Below are 18,259 nucleotides of genomic sequence, written 5' to 3'. Positions count from 1 at the left end.
GGTTGGGCTATGGTGGCGCAAGCGTGCCGCGTCGCGCACGAATCGTCTCCAGTCAGGGTCATCCAATGGCAATTCCTCCGCGCCGACCGACAAATCCGATGACGGCCGCCGAAGCGGCTTTCAAGCCGGTGAAGAAGCCGGCCGCCCCGGTTCGTGAACCATCGGCCGCTCCAGGCGTCAGGGAGCTTGTTTCGATCCGGATCGACCGCGCCGTGCTGGACCATTTCCAGGAGGACGGTCCCGGCTGGCAGGACCGCATCAACGATGCCTTGCGGCAGGCGATAGAAGGCAAGCCTGCTGGCACCGAGGGCAATCGTTCAGACGACGAGTAGCGCCTGTTCCAGCCGGCTCACGCCTCGAAGTGCAGGATATAGAGCTTCCGCGTCTTCTCGTGGATCGTCCATTCGCCCCTCCAGCCTTTCGGCAGCACCAGCATTTCGCCTGGGCCGACGTCCTCGCTGCGGCCATCGGGACCGTGCAGCGAGACGCGGCCCGAAACGATGTGGCAGGTTTCGGAATTGCTGTCGCGCGAGGCGGTGAAGCGGCCTGCTGTGCACTCCCACGCCGACTTCCAGCGTGCCGTCCGGCGAGGTCCACAGCGTCTTCGACGCTTCGGACTGATCGCCGCTGATCGAGGTCGGCTTGGGCTCGGGCTCGCCGAGGTCGATCGAGGCGAGATGGGCGAAGGTCTGGAAGTCGGTCATGGCGGTCTCCGGGCAGGCACTGAAAATGCAGAAGGTTTTTGGAATCGCTCCGAAGGCTCAATGTCCTGTGATGCGGTCGGCGATCGCGGCCAGTTTCGACGTGTGCTGGAGGCCGGCTTCCTCGCGTTCGTCGGCGACGCGGTAGAGCTGATACATCGAGTGGACGCCGAGCCAGCGCATCGGCTCGGGCTCCCATTTGCTGACCTTGCGGTTGACCCAGGGCAGGCGGGTCAGTTCGGTGTCGCGGCGCAGGATGAGGTCGCGCAGCGTGCGGCCCGACAGGTTGGAGCTCGACACGCCGAGCCCGACATAGCCGCCGGCCCAACCGATGCCGGTTTCAAGGTCGAGACCTGATGTCGTGCACCAGTCGCGCGGCACGCCAAGCACGCCGCACCAGGCGTGGTCGATGCGAAGCTTGGCTGTCTGCGGTAGCAGGCGGGTGAGGATCGCGTGCAGGCTCTCGATGGTCGCCTGCTGCGTCTGACCGCGCACATCCGTTTGCGATCCGTAGCGATAGGGCACGCCGCGTCCGCCCATGGTGATGCGGCCTTCCCTGGTGCGCTGCGCGTAGCAATAGGCGTGCGCGGCGTCGCCCAGAAGCTCGTGGCCCTCCCAGCCGATCTCGTCCCACAGCGATTGCGGCAGCGGCTCGGTGATGATCTGCGCGCTGTTGAGCGGCAGCCAGAGCCGCTCATTGCCTGGTAAGCCGGCCGTGAAACCTTCCGTGGCGCGGATGATGATCGGCGCGCGCAGGGTGCCGCGGTTCGTCGTGACCTTGCCCTTCTCGATGCCGGTTACTGTCGTCTGCTCGTAGATCGGCACGCCGAGCCGCTCGACGGCTTCGGAGAGCCCGCGCACCAGCTTGGCCGGCTGCACGCGCGCGGTGCCGTGATGGATATAGCCGCCAAGCACATTCTTGATGTTGATGCGGGCCTTGGCCTCTGCCTGGCCAATCAGGCTGACGCGGTCCTGCGGTACGCTCCAGCCGATCGCATCGGCATAGGCGGCTTTGATCCGTTCGAGCTGCGGCGGGTTGGTGGCAACGGTCAGATTGTCGACGCGGCGGATGTCGGCATCGATGCCTTCGGCCTCGGTCACCTTGATCACTTCATCGACCGTGCCATGCATCGCGGTTTCCATGTCGATGACGGCGCCGCGCGTCGAGGTCTGCAGATATTTCTCGCGCGACCAGCTGAAGCCGCCGGACAGCCAGCCGCCATTGCGGCCCGACGCGCCGAAGCCGGCGAACTCCCGCTCGACGATGGCGATGCGGATCGCAGGATCGGCCTGCTTCAGATAGTAGGCCGTCCACAGGCCGGTGTAGCCGGCGCCGACGATGCAGACATCGGCTTCGAGGTCGCCCGGGAGCGGCGCGCGATAGGCCGGCAGGCCGATGTCGGCATACCAGAACGAGACGTTGCCGTTGACTTTGGCGTCCATGTCTAAAAATCCTGCGGGGAAAAAAGCGGTCAGGTCATCGTCATGTCGGCGCGGTCATCGTCGGCAAGAAGTTTTGCATCGACGACAGACCAGCGCAGATCGACCGTGTCACCAATCGAGAACGGGGTGGCTTCCAGCGACGAGCGTACGATGGCGACCGAGCCGTCGCGAAGCGTCACCTGGTATTTCGAACCCGACCCCAGATAGATCGCTTCGCTGACCTCGCCGGTGAGGCTGTTCTGCCCGGAGGCGGGAGGCGTGTTGGTGCCAGCGAGCGAGAGCTTTTCCGGCCGCAGCAGGACCACTGGTTTGCGGCCGCCGGCGAGCTTGCCGCCGGCAACGATCTTCTGGCCGGCGATCGTCAGGCTGGTCTCGTTTCCGGACGTCTGGGCAGCGCCACGCAAACTGGTCGATTCGCCGATGAACTTCGCCACGAACAACGTCGTCGGCTCGTCATAGAGTTGGCGGCCGGTTCCCACCTGTTCGATGCGCCCCTGGTTGAACACGGCGATCCGGTCGGACAGAACCAGCGCCTCTTCCTGGTCATGCGTCACATAGACGAAGGTGGTGCCGAGTTCGCGGTGGATGCGCTTGATCTCCAGCTGCAGCCATTCGCGCAGTTTCTTGTCGAGCGCGCCGAGCGGCTCGTCCATCAGGAGCAGAGGCGGATCGAAGACGATGGCACGCGCCAGCGCCACGCGCTGTTGCTGGCCGCCGGAGAGCTCCGAGGGATAGCGATGCGCGAAGTCGGCCATCTTGACCATGTCCAGCGCGCGCACGACGAGACGGTCGCGTGCCTGCTTGTCCATGCCGCGCAAGGTGAGGGGATAGGCGACGTTCTTGCCGACGGTCATGTGCGGAAACAGCGCGTAGTGCTGGAAGACGACGCCGATGTTGCGCTTGTGCGCAGGCAGGGCGACAATGCTTTTGCCGCCAACCGCAAGATCGCCGGAGGTGAGGTCGGTGAAGCCCGCCACGACGTTGAGCGTGGTGGTCTTGCCCGAGCCGCTGGGTCCGAGCAGCGTCATGAACTCGCCCGGCTCGATATGCAGGCTCACATCGTCGAGCGCGGTGAAATTGCCGTAACGCTTGGTGGCGCCCATGATGTCGATGGCCGCGCCACGTTCCCTGGTGTTGGACGCAGACATCTCAACTCCTCGTCGATTTCGAGCTGATGATCAGCCCGGCGCTGATGATCAGCGTCGTGGCAATGAAGATGATGGTTCCGACGGCGGTCACTGTCGGATCGGCGTCACGGGTGATGCTGGTGAAGATCTGCACCGGCAAGGTCTTCAGATAAGGACTGGTGATGAACAGCGCGACGATGATTTCATCGAAGGAGGTGACGAAGGCAAACAAAAGTCCCGACAGGATACCGGGCGCGATCAGCGGCAAGGTCACGGTGCGGAACGTGGTGAAGCGGCTGGCGCCGAGGCTGGCCGCCGCCGTCTCCAGCCGCACGTCGAAGACTTCGAGGCTGGCCGACACGGCGATGATGACGAAGGGGATTGCCAGCATCGTGTGCGCGATGACGAAGCCGGTGGTGGTGCCAACGAGTTGATAATCGAGATAGACGGCATAGATGCCGATCGCCAGCACCACGCCGGGCACGATCATCGGCGTGATCAGGATGGCGCGCAGCAGGCCGGCGCCGGAGTGTTTCATGCGGCTGAGGCCGAGCGACGCCAGCGTGCCGATCAGCGTGGCGGCGACGGCGACGATGCCCGCGACTCTGAGCGAATTGAAGAAGCTCGACAGCCAATCGGGATTGGTGAAGAAATTCGCGTACCACTGCCAGGAGAAACCGGAGGGCGGGAAGGCCAGCGACTTCTTCTCGTTGAACGACATCGGGATGATGACCAGCGTCGGCATCACCAGCCAGACAGCGACCAGCAGGCAGAACAGGCCAAGCAGAATGCGGAACGGCGCCAGTCTCATGATCTGGACGCCTGCTTGTGGCGCTGGCGCATCAGCGGTGCGGCGAGCGCCAGCAGGACGAAGGTCGCGACCAGCAGCACGACGCCCATGGCGCCGCCGCGGCCCCAGTTGAGCAGGCTGAGCACCTGGCTCTGCACCAGCGTCGACAGCATGGTGCTGCGCGGTCCGCCTAGCAGTGCCGGCGTGATGTAGAAGCCGAGCGACAGGATGAAGACGATGATGGCGCCGGCGAAGACGCCGGGCAGCGACAGCGGCAGATAGATCTGCAGGAAGGCACGTGCCGGCCTCGCGCCTAGGCTGCGCGCCGCCTGGACGAGGCGCAGGTCGATGCCGCGCATGACCGAATAGAGCGGCAGGATCATGAACGGCAGCAGTACCTGCGCCATGCCGATGACCACGCCGGTCTGTGTGCGGATCAGCTTGACGCCGTCAAAGCCGAGCAGCCTGATCACGGAATTGATGATGCCGGAATCCTGCAGCAGGATGACCCAGGCCAGGGTGCGCACCACGCCGCTGACCCAGAACGGCACCAGCACGCACAGGATGAGGACGAGGCGCAGGCGCGGCCCGACCGCCGTCATGAGATAGGCGTAGGGGTAGGCGGCGATGACGCAGACGATGGTGACCCAGGCTGCGATGGAGAAGGTGCGCCACAGGACGGTGACGTTCACCGGCGTGGAAAAGAACCAGACATAGTTCTGCAGGCCCCAGGCCGGGTCCGAGAAGCTGCGCAGCGTGACGGTCAGCAAGGGATAGCCCATCGCCGCGATGAGCAGGAGCAGGGCCGGCATCGCCAGCAGCGAAGGATAGGCGGCGAGGCGCAGGCGCCGTTGCGGCCCCTGCACGGTACCCGCCGGCCGGGCATTTTCACCCCCGGCCGAAAGCGTATGCGATGTCCGGCTCACGCCGTCACCTTGGCGGTAGCCGGCTCAGTTACCGGCCATCAGCGCCGTCCACTTGTCGGACGCCGTGGCGAAGTTGGCGACCCAGAACTTGATGTTCTGCTGGTAGCCGAGCTTCGCATGATCCGGCGTGTTGGTCAGGAAGGCGGCAACGGACGCATCCACCTTGGGCTGTGCCTCGTTGTTGATCGGCGAGTAGGACGTCTGCTCGGTCAGGATCTCCTGCGACTTCTTGCCGAGATAGGCGTTGATCAGCGCATAGGAGGCGTCGGTGTCCTTGGCGCCGACCGGGATGGTCAGCTGATCCATGACGACCAGCCAGTCCTTCCACACCGGCGTGTAGGCGGCGCCGTTCTTGACCGCCGTCATGGCGCGGCCGGTCCACATGATGATCATGTCGGCTTCGCCGGATTCTGCGAGCTGCTGGGATTCGGCGCCGGTCTTCCAGAAGATCGTGTCAGGACCGATCGCCTTGATCTTAGCGATACCCTTGTCGATGTCGGCCGGCGTCATGGCGTCGACCTTGCCGCCGTCGGCCAGGATGGCCTGTTCGATCAGGCCGCCAATCGGGCTTCCGCTGCCGTCGATGGCGCGCGTGCCCGGGAATTTCGCGGTGTCGAAGAAGTCCTTCCAGTCCTTCGGCGGATTGTCCTTGTACTTGTCGTTCTTGTACATCAGGACCATGCCGTAGTTCATCGCCGGCACGCTGCATTCGCCGACCTGTCCGGCAGGGATGTGCGAAATATCGAGCTTGGTCAGGTCGAGTTTCTGGAACAGTTTTCCGCAATGCACGAAGGGCGGAAAATCGTCCGTATCGACGACATCCCAGGTCACATTGCCTGATTCCACCTGCGCCTGAAGCTTGGCGATTTCCGTCGGTCCGTCGTTCAAGAGCTTGACGCCGCTCTTGTCGACGAATTCCTTGAGCGCGGCGACCTGACCGTCCTGGTAGATGCCGCCATAGGAGACGAAGGTCAGCGTCTTTCCCTTCAGCGACCCGTCGACGACGGTCCCGGCCGGCGGTGCGTTCTGCGCGTGAGCGGCGGCCGCGAGCAAGGCCAGTGCGGCGGCGCCGACAAATCCGGCCAATCTTGATCTGCTTCCCATTTTCTAATCCTCCGATGGCTCGCTGTTTGATTTTGGCAGACCGAGCGCGAGCGTTTTCCGGGCTACATATTGGTCGAGGTCGACGGCGCCGCTTGTCGGCGGCGCAATGATCCACAGCACTTCGGCCACCGTGTCGCCGACATTGATCGTTCGGTGCGGCGTCGAGGTCGAATATTCAATGCTGTCGCCCTCTTCGAGAATGAAGCTCTCGTCACCGAGCGTAAGCTGCAGCCGGCCACGCAGCACAAGGAACATTTCATGCGCGTTGCCATGCGTGTAGGGCACGTCGCCGGTCGAGCCGCCAACGGCGAATTCGCCGCAATAGACTTCCATCTCATGGATCGGCCGGCGTGATAGCAGCGTCTTGCGGTAGCCTTCGCTGGTCGGCAGCGCCGGCCGCTCGGCGCGTGTCAGCACCGCGTGCGGCGACACTTGGCATTCGTCGAAAAGGTCGGACAGACCGATGCCGAGCGCATTGGCGATCAGCATCAGCGTGCTGGTGTTGGCGCCGGAAAGGCCGCGCTCGAGCTGGCTCAGGAAACTGGCTGTGGTGCCGATCATGTCGCCGAGCTGGCGCAGCGTCAGGCGTCGCGTGGTGCGATAGGCCTTGATGCGATCGCCCAACACCGTCGAACGACGCGCTTCGGCGCTGGACGCGGCGCTGTCGTCTGGGATGTGATCCTCGGCAATCTTCATGGCGGTCTCAGGATTCACTTAACATGCTATTAAGTGAGGCCTCCTGGCAAGCGGATTCGCTTGGTCATCTGAAAATCATCGATGGATGTGCAGAGAGTGCATCATCGGCCGACCGGCAGGAGCAAGCGCCGGTTTGGCCCGGTCACTGGATCATGAAGCGCGAACTGAACGGCAGGCTTGCCGCCCCGACGGCCTTCGGGCTGATGGTGACGCGCGCCGGTAGCGCCTGGATGTCGGGGAATTCCCGGCTGATATCGGCGCACAGCGCCTTGGCGATCTTGCGCGGCGCATAGCTGGACAGGACGACCGTCCTGAACTCGACAAACTGGGTCAGTGCGGAGATCGATGATTTCAGGCGATTGGAGCATTCCTCCAGCCATTCGCTGTAGGCCTCGCCGAGGTCAGGCCACTCAGGGCTGCTGCTCCAGATAATTTCGGACGGGCGCCCGCGCTTGGTCAGTTCGCTCTCCAGGCGCACAAGGCCATGATCGAAGCTGGTGCTGGAGTTTCCCTTGTAGATCTGGTGGTTGAGGATGAGCCTGCTCTGCAGCCTTGCTCCGAGATAGAAAAACAAATAGTCGTTCAGCGGCTTGGCGACGCCGAACATGCTTTCGCCTCCGGCTGCCGCGGTGATGTCGTTCTGCACGAAAACCGGCAGCTTGCTCTGCTCTTCAATCTCGCCTTGCAGAGCCTTCAGGGAGGTGCTCGATCCGTTGCGGGTTGCAGCCATGGCGTCGACCTCGTCGGGGACAGCCAGCCCGATGCCGGCGACCCGGCTGCGCGCCTCGACCGGTAGGCTCGTCATGGCTTGGCTGATCGCCCCTAGCAGATCACTGCTTTGCGGAAAGGGATTGGCTTCATCCGCCGGCAACTGCTTGTGGAAGCGCACGGTGCCGATGAAGTCGATGAGCGCGATGTCGATTCGGCGCCGGCTGAAGCCGACGCCGACCGCATAGGCGCCCTCCGGATTGAGCGAAAGCGGGATGGTGGGCGGCCCGACGCGGCCGCGCTGCGCCTCGCCCTGCGAGACCAGGCCTTCCTGCTCAAGAGAGCGGACGATGACCGAGGCCGTCTGCGCCGACAGGCCGGTCTTCTCGCCGATTTCCATCCTCGAAATACCTTCGTTCTGAAGCAGCAGCGACAGCACCAGCCGCTCATTGTAGCTGCGCACGCTCAACGCGTTCAGCCCGCTCGCACGATCGGCAATGCGCAAGGGATTGGGTGGTGCGAATCTCATGTCAGGCAAGGGTCGCTCCGTCGGTAAGAGCGCATTGCCTGGCGATGCCGGGATTGCTCATGTCGAGCGGCTCCAGCCGATGGCATCGACCGCGCGGGCGAGTGCGATGCCCAGCAATCTGTGCGCCTCGGCATCGATGTGAAAGCCGTCCGCTTCGCTGCAGGACACCACCGAGCCGGCATCGAAAAAGTGAAGTTCGAGCGAGTCCGCCAGAACCTCGAATTCGAGCGCGAGCAGGCGCGATTTCTCCGGCGCGCCGGCGAAGATGGACTTCCATTCCTTGACGTCGTCCTGCATCGGCGGCGGCGCCACGATCATGATCTCGGGCGTCGAGCCGCCCGGGCCGGGCGCCAGCTCCTTGATGTCGTAGACGAGGCAGCCGACGCCCATCGCCACTTCCGACGGCGGTTTGTTGAAGCGGATCTTGAGGTCGTTGGTGCCGAGCATGATGATGACGAGGTCGAGCGTCGCATGGCTCTGCAGGCAAGGGCGAAGATAGGTTCTGCCGTTCTTGTGTGCGCCCTCGATCGGGTCGTCGTGGACGGTAGTTCGGCCGCTCAATCCCTCCTCGATGACATACCAATCGGGGCCTAGCTGAGAACGCAATATCCCCGGCCAGCGTTCACCCGGACCATAGCGCTCGAGCGGCCCCCTGCCGGGGATCTGGCCGTGCGTGTTGGAGTCGCCGTAGCACAAGACTGATCGCATGTTTTTCCCGCCGGAACTGACAGCGCGCCGAAGCCGGCGAGCGCCATTCATGATGGATAGCGGAGCCGTGAAAGGCAAGCAAGGGAATAGTCATTCAACATGACTAACTATTGACAGGCCGAATCCGCTGTGCTTCTAAAGTGCCCGGAGGAGTTCTCGACCGTCATCATCGTCCAGCAGAAGTTGGACTTCGACACGCATGTGTTCGGGGGCGGGAGAATTGCGTGCATCGGTCGGTTTGCGACGACGAGCATGCATTGGGAGAGCGTCTCGAGGCCGTACGCTTCGTACGGCCGGGGCAACCACAAGGAGGAGAGTTCAATGTTAGGATTGCTGAAAACCGTCGGTCTGGGAGTGCTCGTCGCATCGGCGCTTGCCGTGACCTCGCTGGCGCATGCGGAAGACGTCAAGCTGATGGACGGCGTCGCGCCGCGCCCCGACGACACGCGCATGACCGCGGCCGGTGCGTTCAAGAAGGACCCGCCCTGGGTCATCGGAATGAGCGACTTCGGCGTCAACGCAAACACCTGGACGGTCCAGGTGGCGCATGAGGCGGAGAACGCCGCGGCAAAGGACAAGCGCATCTCGAAATTCATCCTGCTCGATGCCGGCTTCGACCAGAAGAAGCAGGTGGCCGACATCGAGGACCTGATCGCGCAGCATGTCGACGCGATCATCGTTCAGCCGGTGACCAGCACGTCGGCCAACGCCAGCATCGCCAAGGCGGTTGCCGCCGGCATCCCCGTCATCCTCCACACCGGCCGCATCGATTCCGACGCCTACACCACCGAGATCCAGGGTGGCGCCGAGCACTTCGGCAAGGTGATGGGCGACTGGCTGGTGAAGACCGTCGGCGACAACGGCAAGATCTGGGTCCTGCGTGGCCTGGCCGGCCATCCGGAAGACACCAACCGCTACAACGGCCTCCTTGAATCGCTCAAGGGCACGCATGTACAGATCATCGCCGAGGAGCATGGCGACTGGCAGTACGACAAGGCCAAGAAGCTGTGCGAGACGCTTTATCTGAACAACCCGCAGGTCGACGGCATCTGGTCGTCCGGCGCCGACATGACGCGCGCCTGCGTCGATGTCTTCAAGCAGTTCGGCACGCCCATTCCGCCGATTTCGGGCGAGGGCAACAATGGCTATTTCGGCCAGTGGATCACGGACGGATTCAAGTCGATCTCGCCGGAATACAGCCCCGCCCAGGGTGCGGCCGGCGTGCGCGCCGCTGTGGCTCTGCTCGAGGGTCAACAGCTCTACAAGCGCTATGTCTACAACCCCGACGGCTGGGACAAGGACAAGGCCTCCAAATACTATCGTGACGACCTGACGGCCAATGTCTGGTGGCCGAGCGAACTGCCTGAGGACAAGCTCAAGGAATATTACGGCAAGAAGTGACGACGCCGTGGCTGGCGGGGAGCGGGCAAGCATTCCCCGCACGCCGTTCCATCTGCTGAATCCGGTTCGTTCGAGGGTTTCGTGACCAATCTTATCGAGATGTCCCACATTTCGAAGGCGTTCGGAGGGAGCAGGGCGCTCCACTCCGTTTCCCTCGATCTCAAGGCGGGCGGCGTACACGCCCTGATGGGGGAGAACGGCGCTGGCAAATCGACGTTGATGAAGATCCTGGCGGGCGTGCACCAGCCCGATTCCGGCGAGATCTTCATGAACGGGGAAAAGCTCGATCTGAAGTCGCCGCGCGCCGCGCTGGACGCCGGCATTTCGACCGTCTTCCAGGAGCATTCGCTGCTGCCCAATCTGTCGATCGCCGAGAACATGTTTCTGGGTCGAGAGCCGACGACCCGGTTCGGCTCGATCGACTATGCCGCGATGAGCAGCCAGACCGCCAAGGCGCTTGGCGAACTCGGCCTGACGCTCGACCCGTCGCAACTCGTTTCCAACCTGACGATCGCCGAGCGGCAATTCGTCGAGATCGCGCATTGCATCCAGGCCGATGCCAGCGTGCTCATTCTCGACGAGCCGACGGCGGCGCTCAACGCGGCCGATGTCGACGTGCTCAACCGCAACATCCGCCGGCTGCGCGATAAGGGAAAGGCCATCGTCTACATCTCGCATCGCATGAAGGAGATCTTCGAGCTCTGCGACACGGTGACGGTGCTGAAGGACGGCGCATTGATCGGCACAAGAATGGTGTCCGAGATCACCACCGACGAACTCATCGCCATGATGGTCGGACGCGAACTCCAGGACCTTTTTCCCGATCGCACGGATGACAAGGGCGACGAGATCCTGCGCGTCGAGAACCTCAGGATCACCGAGACATCGCGGCCGCTGTCGCTGACATTGCACAAGGGCGAGATCGTCGCCCTGGCCGGACTGGAAGGGCAGGGCCAGCAGCGCTTCCTGCGCTCCCTGATCGGCCGCTACCATCCCTTCGCCGGGACGATTTCCATCAACGGCAAAGCGCTGAAGATGCCGCTCCCGGCATCATCAGGCGTTCGCCATTTGCAGCAGCTGAAGGTCGGCTTCGTTCCCGAGGACCGCAAGGATGAGGGGCTCTTTCTCGCTTTGCCGATCGCCCACAACATCGCCATAGGATTGCATTCGAGGCGATCCGAACTCGCGCCGGCGCGACCGTATCGGAACGTCATCGCCCGCATGATGGAGGTCATGAACATTAAGGCGTCAGGGCCGTCCGCTCCGGTCGGCTCCCTGTCGGGTGGCAACCAGCAAAAGGTGCTGCTCGGCCGCTACCTCGCCGCCGATCTAGATCTTCTCTTGGTCGAGGAGCCGACCCGCGGCGTCGACATCGGCGCCAAGTCCGAGATCTACCATCTGCTGCGCGATTTCACCCGCAAGGGTGGCGCCGTGCTGGTGCTGTCGCGCGAGACGATCGAGTTGATCGGGCTCTGCGACCGCATCTACGTCGTCCATCACGACACCATCGTTGCCGAAATGCCGGCAGCACAGGCGACGGAACACAAGATCCTCGACGCGGCCCTGACGGGCGGCTCCACGCGCCAGCATTAGGGGCCTGCCATGTATCGTTCGCTTTTCAACATCCTGAGTGGCCGGAACACACGGCAGGGCCTGTGGGGCCTGCCGCTACTGGTCGCCTTGCTCATTTCGCTGTGGCTGACCGTCGAGACGACACAGTTCGCGACGGCCGAAAACCTCTTCAACCTGGTTGCCCAGGCGATGCCGCTGATCATCGCAGCGATCGGGCAGCTCGTCGTCGTGCTCATCGGCGGGCTCGACCTGTCGGTCGGCTCGGTCATGAGCTTCACCACGGCGGTGCTGGCACTCGACCAGCCGGCGATCGTGCTGATCCCGGCGGTCTTTGTGCTGGCCGCATTCATCGGCCTGATCAACGGCCTGGCGATCACCCGCTTCAACGTCCATCCGATCATCGCGACGCTGTCGACGCAGTACATCGTGCTCGGCGTCACGCGCATCTTGCGTCCTGTCTCCGGCGGCACCGTGCCGGAGATCGTCATCGATGCGGTTTCAGGCAGTTTTCTCGGCGTTCCCTATCCGGTTTTCTGGGGCATCGTCGTGATCCTGGTTGCGTGGAAGCTGCTCCACGGATCGCGATACGGGCTGCATCTGTTTGCGATCGGCGGCGGCATCGCGTCCGGTGCCGAGAGTGCTGCCCGCAATTTCGGCATCTCCGACCGCCGCAACATCATCCTCGCCTATGTCGTCTGCTCCTGTTTCGCGGCCGTTGCCGGTGTCTTTCTGGCCGGGCGCATCGTGTCGGGCGATCCGAATGTCGGGCTGCTTTTCGAACTCGACACCGTCACCGCCGTAGCCCTTGGAGGCACCCAGCTCTCCGGCGGCATCGGCAGCCTGCACGGCACGGTGATCGGCGCGCTGGTCATGGCGCTGCTGGCCAATGGCATGAACCTCGCCAACGTCTCGCCCTTTGTCCAGACCGCGATCAAGGGCGGCATCCTGCTGGCGGTGGTCGGGCTGCAATCCCGCAAGAAGATGGGGCTCTGAACGATGGCTGCCGTTCTCGCAAATCCGATCGCCCGGCGCCTGCTGCGCATACCGCCGTCCTATTTTGTTTTCGTCGTGCTGCTGGCCACGCTGTGGATCGCGCGGCCGAACATGCTCAACCTCAACATCATGGGCATCTTCATCCGGCAGATCGTTCCGCTCGGCATCCTCGTGCTGGGGCAGCTCGTCGTCATGCGGGTGAAGTCGATCGACCTCTCCGGCGGCGGCATCATCCTGCTCATCAACTATTTCATTTCGTCCGGCAGCTTCCCCGGCGCGTCGCTGCCGTTTTTCGTCGTGCTGGCGCTCGCCACCGGCCTCGTCATCGGCCTGTTCAACGGCTTCATGATCGGCAACCGGCGCGTGTCGGCCGTCATCGTCACGCTTGCGGTCAGCATCATCCTGGTCGGGCTGGTGCAGTTCCTGTCGAGCGGCAATCCGCCTGGGGACGTGCCGAAGCTGTTCAACGACCTCTACAACACGAAATTCCTGTCGGTTCCGACGCCGGTCCTGTTCTGGATCCTGCTGACCGCCGCGGTGTGGCTGCTTCTGTCGCAGACCGTGTTTGGCCGCTACGTCGCCTCGGTCGGGGAGAATGCCGAAGCCGCCCATTTTTCGGGGGTGCCGGTCCAGCGGACCGTCATCCTGGCGCATACGCTGGCCGGCCTGATCGCGGCGATCGCGGCCCTGGTGCAGACCGGTTCAATCGCCGTCGGCAGTGTCCGCGTCGGCCTCGACCTGCCGATCCTGGCTGTCGCCGCAACCATCCTTGGCGGCGTCGTCTTCGGCCGCGGCGACGGCGGCGTCTGGGGTCCATTCTTCGGTGCGCTGTGTTTTGCGCTGCTGTTCGTGGTGATGACGGTGCTCGGCATCGACGAGCCCGGCAAGCTCATCGCCCAAGGCGTCATCATCCTCGGCGCGGCGATCTTCTACGGAGTGCGCGTGCGAACTCCCTGACTTGAAACAGCGAAAGGCAAGCGGGCACCGGCGTTTGCCGGGACCGATAGAACCGCGCGTTCAGACGAATTGGCAAACAGATGGAGAAACATGGATGTCATCGCCAAAAAACATCATGTGCTACGGCGACTCGCTGACCTGGGGCTGGGTTCCGGTCAAGGAGGGATCACCGACCCACCGCTACCCCTATGACCAGCGCTGGACGGGCGTGATGGCCGCGGCGCTGGGAGCGGGCTATCACATCATCGAAGAAGGCTTGAGTGCGCGCACGACCTGTCTCGACGACCCCAACGATCCGCGCCTGAACGGCGCCAATTACCTGCCCTCGGCCCTCGCCAGCCATCTGCCGCTGGACCTGGTCATCGTGATGCTCGGCACCAACGACACCAAGTCCTATTTCCACCGGACGCCTTACGAGATCGCCAATGGAATGGCGAAGCTGGTCGGGCAGATCCTGACCAGCGCCGGCGGCATTGGCACCCCTTATCCGGCTCCGAAGGCGCTGGTCATCGCGCCGCCGCCGCTGACGCCCATGCCCGATCCGTGGTTCGAGGGCATGTTTGGCGGCGGTCACGAGAAGTCCAGGGATCTGGCCAGGCAGTACAAGGCGTTGGCGGATTTCATGAAGATCGACTTCCTCAATGCCGGCGACTTCGTCACCACGGATGGTCTCGACGGCATCCATTTCACTGCCGCAAACAACGCCGACCTGGGGCGCGCCATCGCCGACAAGGTCAAGTCGATCCTCGATCCGGGCAAGGTCAGCACCGCCGCCTGAACCCGCCACGCCCGTCGGCTTGCGGCACACAGGCCCAGGGCGCAGGTGTATCGCTCGTTTCCTCCGGCGATACACATCGATACGGGGCCGCTTGGCCCCGTATCGATGTGGTGCTCGACGCCGGCGGATCTGCGTTGATCTAGGGCTTTGTTCCCGGAACATCATCGGCGGACGCTTTGGTTTGGCGGTCGAAAACGACCGCCAGCCCGTTCTTGACGGCAAGCGAGGCGACCCTGTTGTCGAGTTCGCGATCGGGAATGGCGGGTTTGAGGACGTGCCGGATGGCCTGATAGGCCTGCTCGGTCGACACATAGTCGTAGCGCTTTTTGCGCGCTTCCACATATTGCTCGATAAGAATGTCCAATCGGCGAGCGGCGATGTCATCTGGTTGCTGCAATGGAGCCTCCTCCAGCGTCGATCGTTTGCAGGCCCCTTAGATGTAAAAACCCACGCTGCGAAAGTAAGGCCTACAGCCGGCCCGAAGCCAAATAAACATGCTGTCGTCATCGACGAACCGGGCGGCAGCCGGCGAGCCTCGCTCAAGGCCTTGTCGAAATCGGATGACAGACGATCGGGTCCGAGTGGGGAACGATCCGCCCGCTGCGACATTTTCCGCAGAAGGAGGCACGCCATGCTTACGAAGAACGACACCACGAAGACCGCCCAAAAACAGCGGCGCATACAGCGCAAGGTGGACCTCGACGACCGCGGCAAGGATCGGTCGAAGCCGGATCGCGCCATGCAGGCCGGTGCACGCAACTACCCCGTCCCGCCTTTTCCCAAACAGCATCATCCCAAGCCTGGCGAGGAAGGGCGGGTCGTGCCCGCGCCGCTGTACGATGCGCCCTACTGGATCGGCTCGCGCAAGCTGGACGGCAAGATAGCGCTCATCACCGGCGGCGATTCCGGCATCGGCCGCGCGGTCGCGGTTCTGTTTGCACGTGAGGGAGCCGACGTGGCGATCGTCTATCTGTCCGAAGACAAGGATGCGGACGCGACCAGGCAGGCCATCGAGGCGGAAGGCCGGCGCTGTCTGCTGCTGCGCGGCGACGTCTCCCGACGCGCCTTCTGTCGCCGGGCGGTTGCCGCCACTGTGAAGCAGCTAGGTGGCCTCGACGTGCTGGTGAACAATGCCGCCTTCCAGGTGCACTCGGCCGATTTCGCCGACCTGACCGAGGAACATTTCGACACCACGCTGAAGACCAACCTCTACGGCTATTTCCACATGGCGCAGGAGGCGGTGCCGCATATGAAGCCAGGCTCGGCCATCGTCAACACCGGCTCCGTGACCGGCATAGACGGCTCCAAAGCGCTGGTCGACTATTCGATGACCAAGGGCGGCATCCATGCCTTTACCAGGGCGTTGTCGGGTAACCTCATCGGCAAGGGGATCAGGGTGAACGCGGTGGCGCCGGGGCCTGTCTGGACGCCCTTGAACCCCTCCGACAAGAAGGCGGACGACGTTTCCAAATTTGGCGCCGACACGCCCATGAAGCGTCCGGCCCAGCCTGAAGAATTGGCCCCGGCCTATGTGTTTCTCGCTTCAGCGCAATGCTCCAGCTACATCACGGGAGAGATCCTGCCGGTGGTCGGCGGCTACTGATCTTGGCATCACTGGCTGGCGGCCAAGCGCAGTGCCGACAGACGTGCGGTCACAGCAGTTCCGATAGAACGGCCATGAATTGGTCGTTCTCCGAAACCGAGCCGATGCTGACGCGCACATAGGTGTCGAAGCTCTGCTGCTTCCACGGTTTGACGATGACGCCTTGGCGCAGCAGGCCCTCGACGAAGATGGAAGCATCTTGCCGGCAGTCGAAGAACAGGAAGTTGCCCCTGGAGGCGGCGACGTCGAGGCCCTTGCTCCTGAGGAAAGTCTCGACACGTGCTCTCTCCGCCTTGGCCTGCGCGACGACCCTGGCGAGGTGTTCCTCATCGACCAGCGCCAGAAGCGCGGCGGCCTGGGCCATGGCGTTGGCGTTGAAAGGGGTGCGGACGCGGTCGAGCAGCGCGCGCAGCTCCGGGTCACCGACGATGCCGAAGCCGATCCGCAATCCGGCCAGGCCGAATGCCTTGGAAAAGGTCCGAAGCACGATCCAGGGTCGGTCGAACTTCCCGAGATAGGGCAGCGACGGCGTATAGTCGTCGCCCTCGGCGTATTCGGCATAGGCTTCATCGACGACGATCAGCGTCTCGTCGCTCACCGCATCGAGAACCCTCGCCAGATCGCCGCCGGAGAGCCAGCTGCCGACCGGGTTCATCGGGTTCGAGAACAGCAGCATGCGGGGCCGTTCACGCACCGCCTCGATCAGCGCATCGACGTCGATGGTGAGATCGTCGTTGACGACAACGCGTTTGACGGCCGCGCCCATCAGCGTCGCGTAGTCCTCATGCAGCGGGAACGATGGATAGAGGGTGACGACGGCATCGCCGGGCCGCAACACGGCACGGCTGATGACGGAGAGAAGATCTTCGGAACCGTTGCCCAGGATGATTTGATCCTCGGTGACAGCATACCTGGCGGCAATCGCCTGGCGCAGCTTGCGCCCGGCAGGGTCCGGATAGAGGCGGAACATCTCGGAATCGGCATGCATCGTCGTGGCAAGGGTTGGGCTGGGTCCGAGCGGGTTTTCGTTCGAACCCAGTTTGGCGATCCTGGCCGGCGCGTATCGCTCCATGACCTCGTCGATGGTCAGCCCGGAATTGTAGGGCGACAGACGCGTGACTTCGGTTCGCACAAAATCCGAGGCTTTCGACACAAGCAGGCTCCTTTGCGGCTGGCCGACAGATCGCCATCGGCCGGGGTTCTCAAACACCGGGTTTCGCTGCATCTTCCCCAGGGCAGGCAGGTCACCGGCAGGGTACTCGTGCAGCGGATTTCGTCATCAGTACCGCAGCTGAAATAGTTTGTATATGCTTGTATATATAACCTACGATCTGGTAGCATCGAAACCGGCGCCGAAGCCGACACCGACCAGGAGGATCACATGCGCAATGCTTCTCTCTTCGATCTCTCCGGCCGGAAGGCGCTAGTCACCGGCGCCAGCCGCGGCATCGGGCGCAGCATCGCCGAAGCGCTGAGCGCGGCCGGCGCCGACGTCGCGGTCACGGCGCGCAGCCTGGCCTCATTGGAGGACACAACGGCAGCCATCCGCGCTGCCGGCGGGGTGGCGCACGCCATCGCTCTCGACGTCACCGACGTCGGCCGCTGCCGGGCGGCCACCGACGAGGCCGCCGGCCTGCTTGGCGGTCTCGACATTCTCGTCAACAATGCCGGGATGGAGGAGGTGCGGCCCTCGCTCGATGTCGACGAGGCGCTCTGGGACAGGATCGTCGATACCAATCTGAAGGGCGCGTTCTTCTGCGCACAGGCCGCCGCGCGGCAGATGCGGGACGCCGGCCGTCGCGGCGCCATCATCAACCTGTGCTCGCTGACATCGGAGGTCGGCATTCCCACCGCGGTGCCGTATGGCTCGTCGAAGTCGGGCCTGCTCGGCATGACTCGGGCGCTTGCGGCGGAGTGGGCGGAGCTTGGCATAAGGGTCAACGCCATCGCGCCGGGCTATTTCAGGACGGCGATGACTGACGTCTTCTACAGCAACGAGGCATGGCAGCACTCCATGCTGGCCAAGATCCCGCAGCGTCGTTTCGGCGATCTCTCCGATCTGCACGGCATCGCGGTGTTCCTTGCTTCGGATGCGGCGGCCTACATAACCGGCCAGTCCATCCCGGTCGATGGCGGCTTTCTCGCCTCGATCTGATGAGCGGTTTGTCTGCGCAGTTTCGATGGGAAGGATGATGGAAAAATTGCTGGCGACCATCATACATA

The 18,259-nt window shown here is 63.5% G+C and carries 19 protein-coding genes; 8 read left to right on the top strand and 11 right to left on the bottom strand.

What is annotated here, in order from left to right; all coding sequences use genetic code 11:
- Positions 1 to 65: 65 nt before the first annotated feature.
- On the top strand, positions 66 to 332 hold the full coding sequence (locus ASD99_RS21115; RefSeq protein WP_056591121.1) for a BrnA antitoxin family protein: 267 nt from the start codon (positions 66 to 68) through the stop codon (positions 330 to 332).
- Positions 333 to 349: 17 nt separating this feature from the next.
- Here ASD99_RS21115 and ASD99_RS21110 read toward each other — a convergent pair whose 3' ends face one another.
- The 9 genes from ASD99_RS21110 to ASD99_RS21070 all read right to left on the bottom strand — a co-directional run bounded on the left by ASD99_RS21110 (position 350) and on the right by ASD99_RS21070 (position 8,732).
- A complete protein-coding gene (locus ASD99_RS21110; RefSeq protein WP_244497859.1) occupies positions 350 to 622 on the bottom strand; it encodes a cupin domain-containing protein in 273 nt (90 codons plus the stop codon).
- A 139-nt stretch (positions 623 to 761) separates the two neighbouring features.
- On the bottom strand, positions 762 to 2,144 hold the full coding sequence (locus ASD99_RS21105) for an NAD(P)/FAD-dependent oxidoreductase (RefSeq protein WP_057144763.1): 1,383 nt from the start codon (positions 2,142 to 2,144) through the stop codon (positions 762 to 764).
- A gap of 29 nt (positions 2,145 to 2,173) precedes the next feature.
- On the bottom strand, positions 2,174 to 3,292 hold the full coding sequence (locus ASD99_RS21100) for an ABC transporter ATP-binding protein (RefSeq protein WP_056591129.1): 1,119 nt from the start codon (positions 3,290 to 3,292) through the stop codon (positions 2,174 to 2,176).
- A 1-nt stretch (position 3,293) separates the two neighbouring features.
- Entirely contained in the window at positions 3,294 to 4,082 is a 789-nt protein-coding gene (locus tag ASD99_RS21095) for an ABC transporter permease (RefSeq protein ID WP_056591135.1), read from the bottom strand.
- Positions 4,079 to 4,987: an ABC transporter permease gene (locus ASD99_RS21090; RefSeq protein ID WP_082583370.1), complete on the bottom strand. Its 909-nt coding sequence runs from the start codon at positions 4,985 to 4,987 to the stop codon at positions 4,079 to 4,081. The genes ASD99_RS21095 and ASD99_RS21090 overlap by 4 nt, the downstream gene beginning before the upstream one ends.
- A 24-nt stretch (positions 4,988 to 5,011) precedes the next feature.
- Positions 5,012 to 6,091, bottom strand: coding sequence for an extracellular solute-binding protein (locus ASD99_RS21085; RefSeq protein WP_056591137.1), 1,080 nt, complete (start codon positions 6,089 to 6,091; stop codon positions 5,012 to 5,014).
- A gap of 3 nt (positions 6,092 to 6,094) precedes the next feature.
- Positions 6,095 to 6,787: a helix-turn-helix domain-containing protein gene (locus ASD99_RS21080; RefSeq protein WP_057144761.1), complete on the bottom strand. Its 693-nt coding sequence runs from the start codon at positions 6,785 to 6,787 to the stop codon at positions 6,095 to 6,097.
- A 142-nt stretch (positions 6,788 to 6,929) separates the two neighbouring features.
- Complete coding sequence (locus ASD99_RS21075) at positions 6,930 to 8,024, bottom strand: ROK family transcriptional regulator (protein ID WP_057144760.1); 1,095 nt, start codon at positions 8,022 to 8,024, stop codon at positions 6,930 to 6,932.
- A 57-nt stretch (positions 8,025 to 8,081) separates the two neighbouring features.
- Entirely contained in the window at positions 8,082 to 8,732 is a 651-nt protein-coding gene (locus ASD99_RS21070) for an SGNH/GDSL hydrolase family protein (protein ID WP_057144922.1), read from the bottom strand.
- A gap of 321 nt (positions 8,733 to 9,053) precedes the next feature.
- Between ASD99_RS21070 and ASD99_RS21065 the strand changes: the two genes are divergently transcribed.
- From ASD99_RS21065 to ASD99_RS21045, 5 genes are all read left to right on the top strand, one after another.
- Positions 9,054 to 10,133: a substrate-binding domain-containing protein gene (locus ASD99_RS21065; protein ID WP_056591153.1), complete on the top strand. Its 1,080-nt coding sequence runs from the start codon at positions 9,054 to 9,056 to the stop codon at positions 10,131 to 10,133.
- A gap of 81 nt (positions 10,134 to 10,214) precedes the next feature.
- On the top strand, positions 10,215 to 11,726 hold the full coding sequence (locus tag ASD99_RS21060; protein WP_057144759.1) for a sugar ABC transporter ATP-binding protein: 1,512 nt from the start codon (positions 10,215 to 10,217) through the stop codon (positions 11,724 to 11,726).
- Positions 11,727 to 11,735: 9 nt separating this feature from the next.
- Entirely contained in the window at positions 11,736 to 12,698 is a 963-nt protein-coding gene (locus ASD99_RS21055) for an ABC transporter permease (protein ID WP_057144758.1), read from the top strand.
- 3 nt (positions 12,699 to 12,701) lie between these two features.
- Positions 12,702 to 13,655 carry an ABC transporter permease gene (locus tag ASD99_RS21050; protein WP_057144757.1) on the top strand — a complete coding sequence of 318 codons (954 nt, stop codon included), beginning with the start codon at positions 12,702 to 12,704 and terminating at the stop codon, positions 13,653 to 13,655.
- 94 nt (positions 13,656 to 13,749) lie between these two features.
- Positions 13,750 to 14,433: an SGNH/GDSL hydrolase family protein gene (locus ASD99_RS21045; protein WP_057144756.1), complete on the top strand. Its 684-nt coding sequence runs from the start codon at positions 13,750 to 13,752 to the stop codon at positions 14,431 to 14,433.
- Positions 14,434 to 14,572: 139 nt separating this feature from the next.
- Here ASD99_RS21045 and ASD99_RS21040 read toward each other — a convergent pair whose 3' ends face one another.
- Positions 14,573 to 14,830 carry a hypothetical protein gene (locus ASD99_RS21040; RefSeq protein WP_056591170.1) on the bottom strand — a complete coding sequence of 86 codons (258 nt, stop codon included), beginning with the start codon at positions 14,828 to 14,830 and terminating at the stop codon, positions 14,573 to 14,575.
- A 234-nt stretch (positions 14,831 to 15,064) separates the two neighbouring features.
- Here ASD99_RS21040 and ASD99_RS21035 point away from each other — a divergent pair, with 234 nt between their 5' ends.
- Positions 15,065 to 16,036 carry an SDR family oxidoreductase gene (locus ASD99_RS21035; RefSeq protein WP_056591173.1) on the top strand — a complete coding sequence of 324 codons (972 nt, stop codon included), beginning with the start codon at positions 15,065 to 15,067 and terminating at the stop codon, positions 16,034 to 16,036.
- Between the two features lie 49 nt (positions 16,037 to 16,085).
- Here ASD99_RS21035 and ASD99_RS21030 read toward each other — a convergent pair whose 3' ends face one another.
- Positions 16,086 to 17,189, bottom strand: a complete 1,104-nt coding sequence (locus ASD99_RS21030; RefSeq protein ID WP_057144755.1) for a histidinol-phosphate transaminase — start codon at positions 17,187 to 17,189, stop codon at positions 16,086 to 16,088.
- A 228-nt stretch (positions 17,190 to 17,417) separates the two neighbouring features.
- Between ASD99_RS21030 and ASD99_RS21025 the strand changes: the two genes are divergently transcribed.
- Positions 17,418 to 18,191: an SDR family NAD(P)-dependent oxidoreductase gene (locus ASD99_RS21025; RefSeq protein WP_056591181.1), complete on the top strand. Its 774-nt coding sequence runs from the start codon at positions 17,418 to 17,420 to the stop codon at positions 18,189 to 18,191.
- The last annotated feature ends 68 nt before the right edge of the window (positions 18,192 to 18,259 follow it).

This window comes from Mesorhizobium sp. Root695, from assembly GCF_001428185.1.
In the GTDB taxonomy this organism is placed as follows: Bacteria; Pseudomonadota; Alphaproteobacteria; order Rhizobiales; family Rhizobiaceae; genus Mesorhizobium.
The sequence above is the reverse complement of the archived record's forward strand: the minus strand, read 5'-3'. Positions and strand labels throughout refer to the sequence as shown.

What these genes read in the sequence shown, in the direction of transcription:
- ASD99_RS21095 (WP_056591135.1), bottom strand. Translation starts at nt 4,082, where the DNA reads ATGAGACTGGCGCCGTTCCGCATTCTGCTTGGCCTGTTCTGCCTGCTG.
- ASD99_RS21080 (WP_057144761.1), bottom strand. Translation starts at nt 6,787, where the DNA reads ATGAAGATTGCCGAGGATCACATCCCAGACGACAGCGCCGCGTCCAGC.
- ASD99_RS21085 (WP_056591137.1), bottom strand. Translation starts at nt 6,091, where the DNA reads ATGGGAAGCAGATCAAGATTGGCCGGATTTGTCGGCGCCGCCGCACTG.
- ASD99_RS21075 (WP_057144760.1), bottom strand. Translation starts at nt 8,024, where the DNA reads ATGAGATTCGCACCACCCAATCCCTTGCGCATTGCCGATCGTGCGAGC.
- ASD99_RS21025 (WP_056591181.1), top strand. Translation starts at nt 17,418, where the DNA reads ATGCGCAATGCTTCTCTCTTCGATCTCTCCGGCCGGAAGGCGCTAGTC.
- ASD99_RS21055 (WP_057144758.1), top strand. Translation starts at nt 11,736, where the DNA reads ATGTATCGTTCGCTTTTCAACATCCTGAGTGGCCGGAACACACGGCAG.
- ASD99_RS21050 (WP_057144757.1), top strand. Translation starts at nt 12,702, where the DNA reads ATGGCTGCCGTTCTCGCAAATCCGATCGCCCGGCGCCTGCTGCGCATA.
- ASD99_RS21065 (WP_056591153.1), top strand. Translation starts at nt 9,054, where the DNA reads ATGTTAGGATTGCTGAAAACCGTCGGTCTGGGAGTGCTCGTCGCATCG.
- ASD99_RS21035 (WP_056591173.1), top strand. Translation starts at nt 15,065, where the DNA reads ATGCTTACGAAGAACGACACCACGAAGACCGCCCAAAAACAGCGGCGC.
- ASD99_RS21100 (WP_056591129.1), bottom strand. Translation starts at nt 3,292, where the DNA reads ATGTCTGCGTCCAACACCAGGGAACGTGGCGCGGCCATCGACATCATG.
- ASD99_RS21115 (WP_056591121.1), top strand. Translation starts at nt 66, where the DNA reads ATGGCAATTCCTCCGCGCCGACCGACAAATCCGATGACGGCCGCCGAA.
- ASD99_RS21070 (WP_057144922.1), bottom strand. Translation starts at nt 8,732, where the DNA reads ATGCGATCAGTCTTGTGCTACGGCGACTCCAACACGCACGGCCAGATC.
- ASD99_RS21105 (WP_057144763.1), bottom strand. Translation starts at nt 2,144, where the DNA reads ATGGACGCCAAAGTCAACGGCAACGTCTCGTTCTGGTATGCCGACATC.
- ASD99_RS21045 (WP_057144756.1), top strand. Translation starts at nt 13,750, where the DNA reads ATGTCATCGCCAAAAAACATCATGTGCTACGGCGACTCGCTGACCTGG.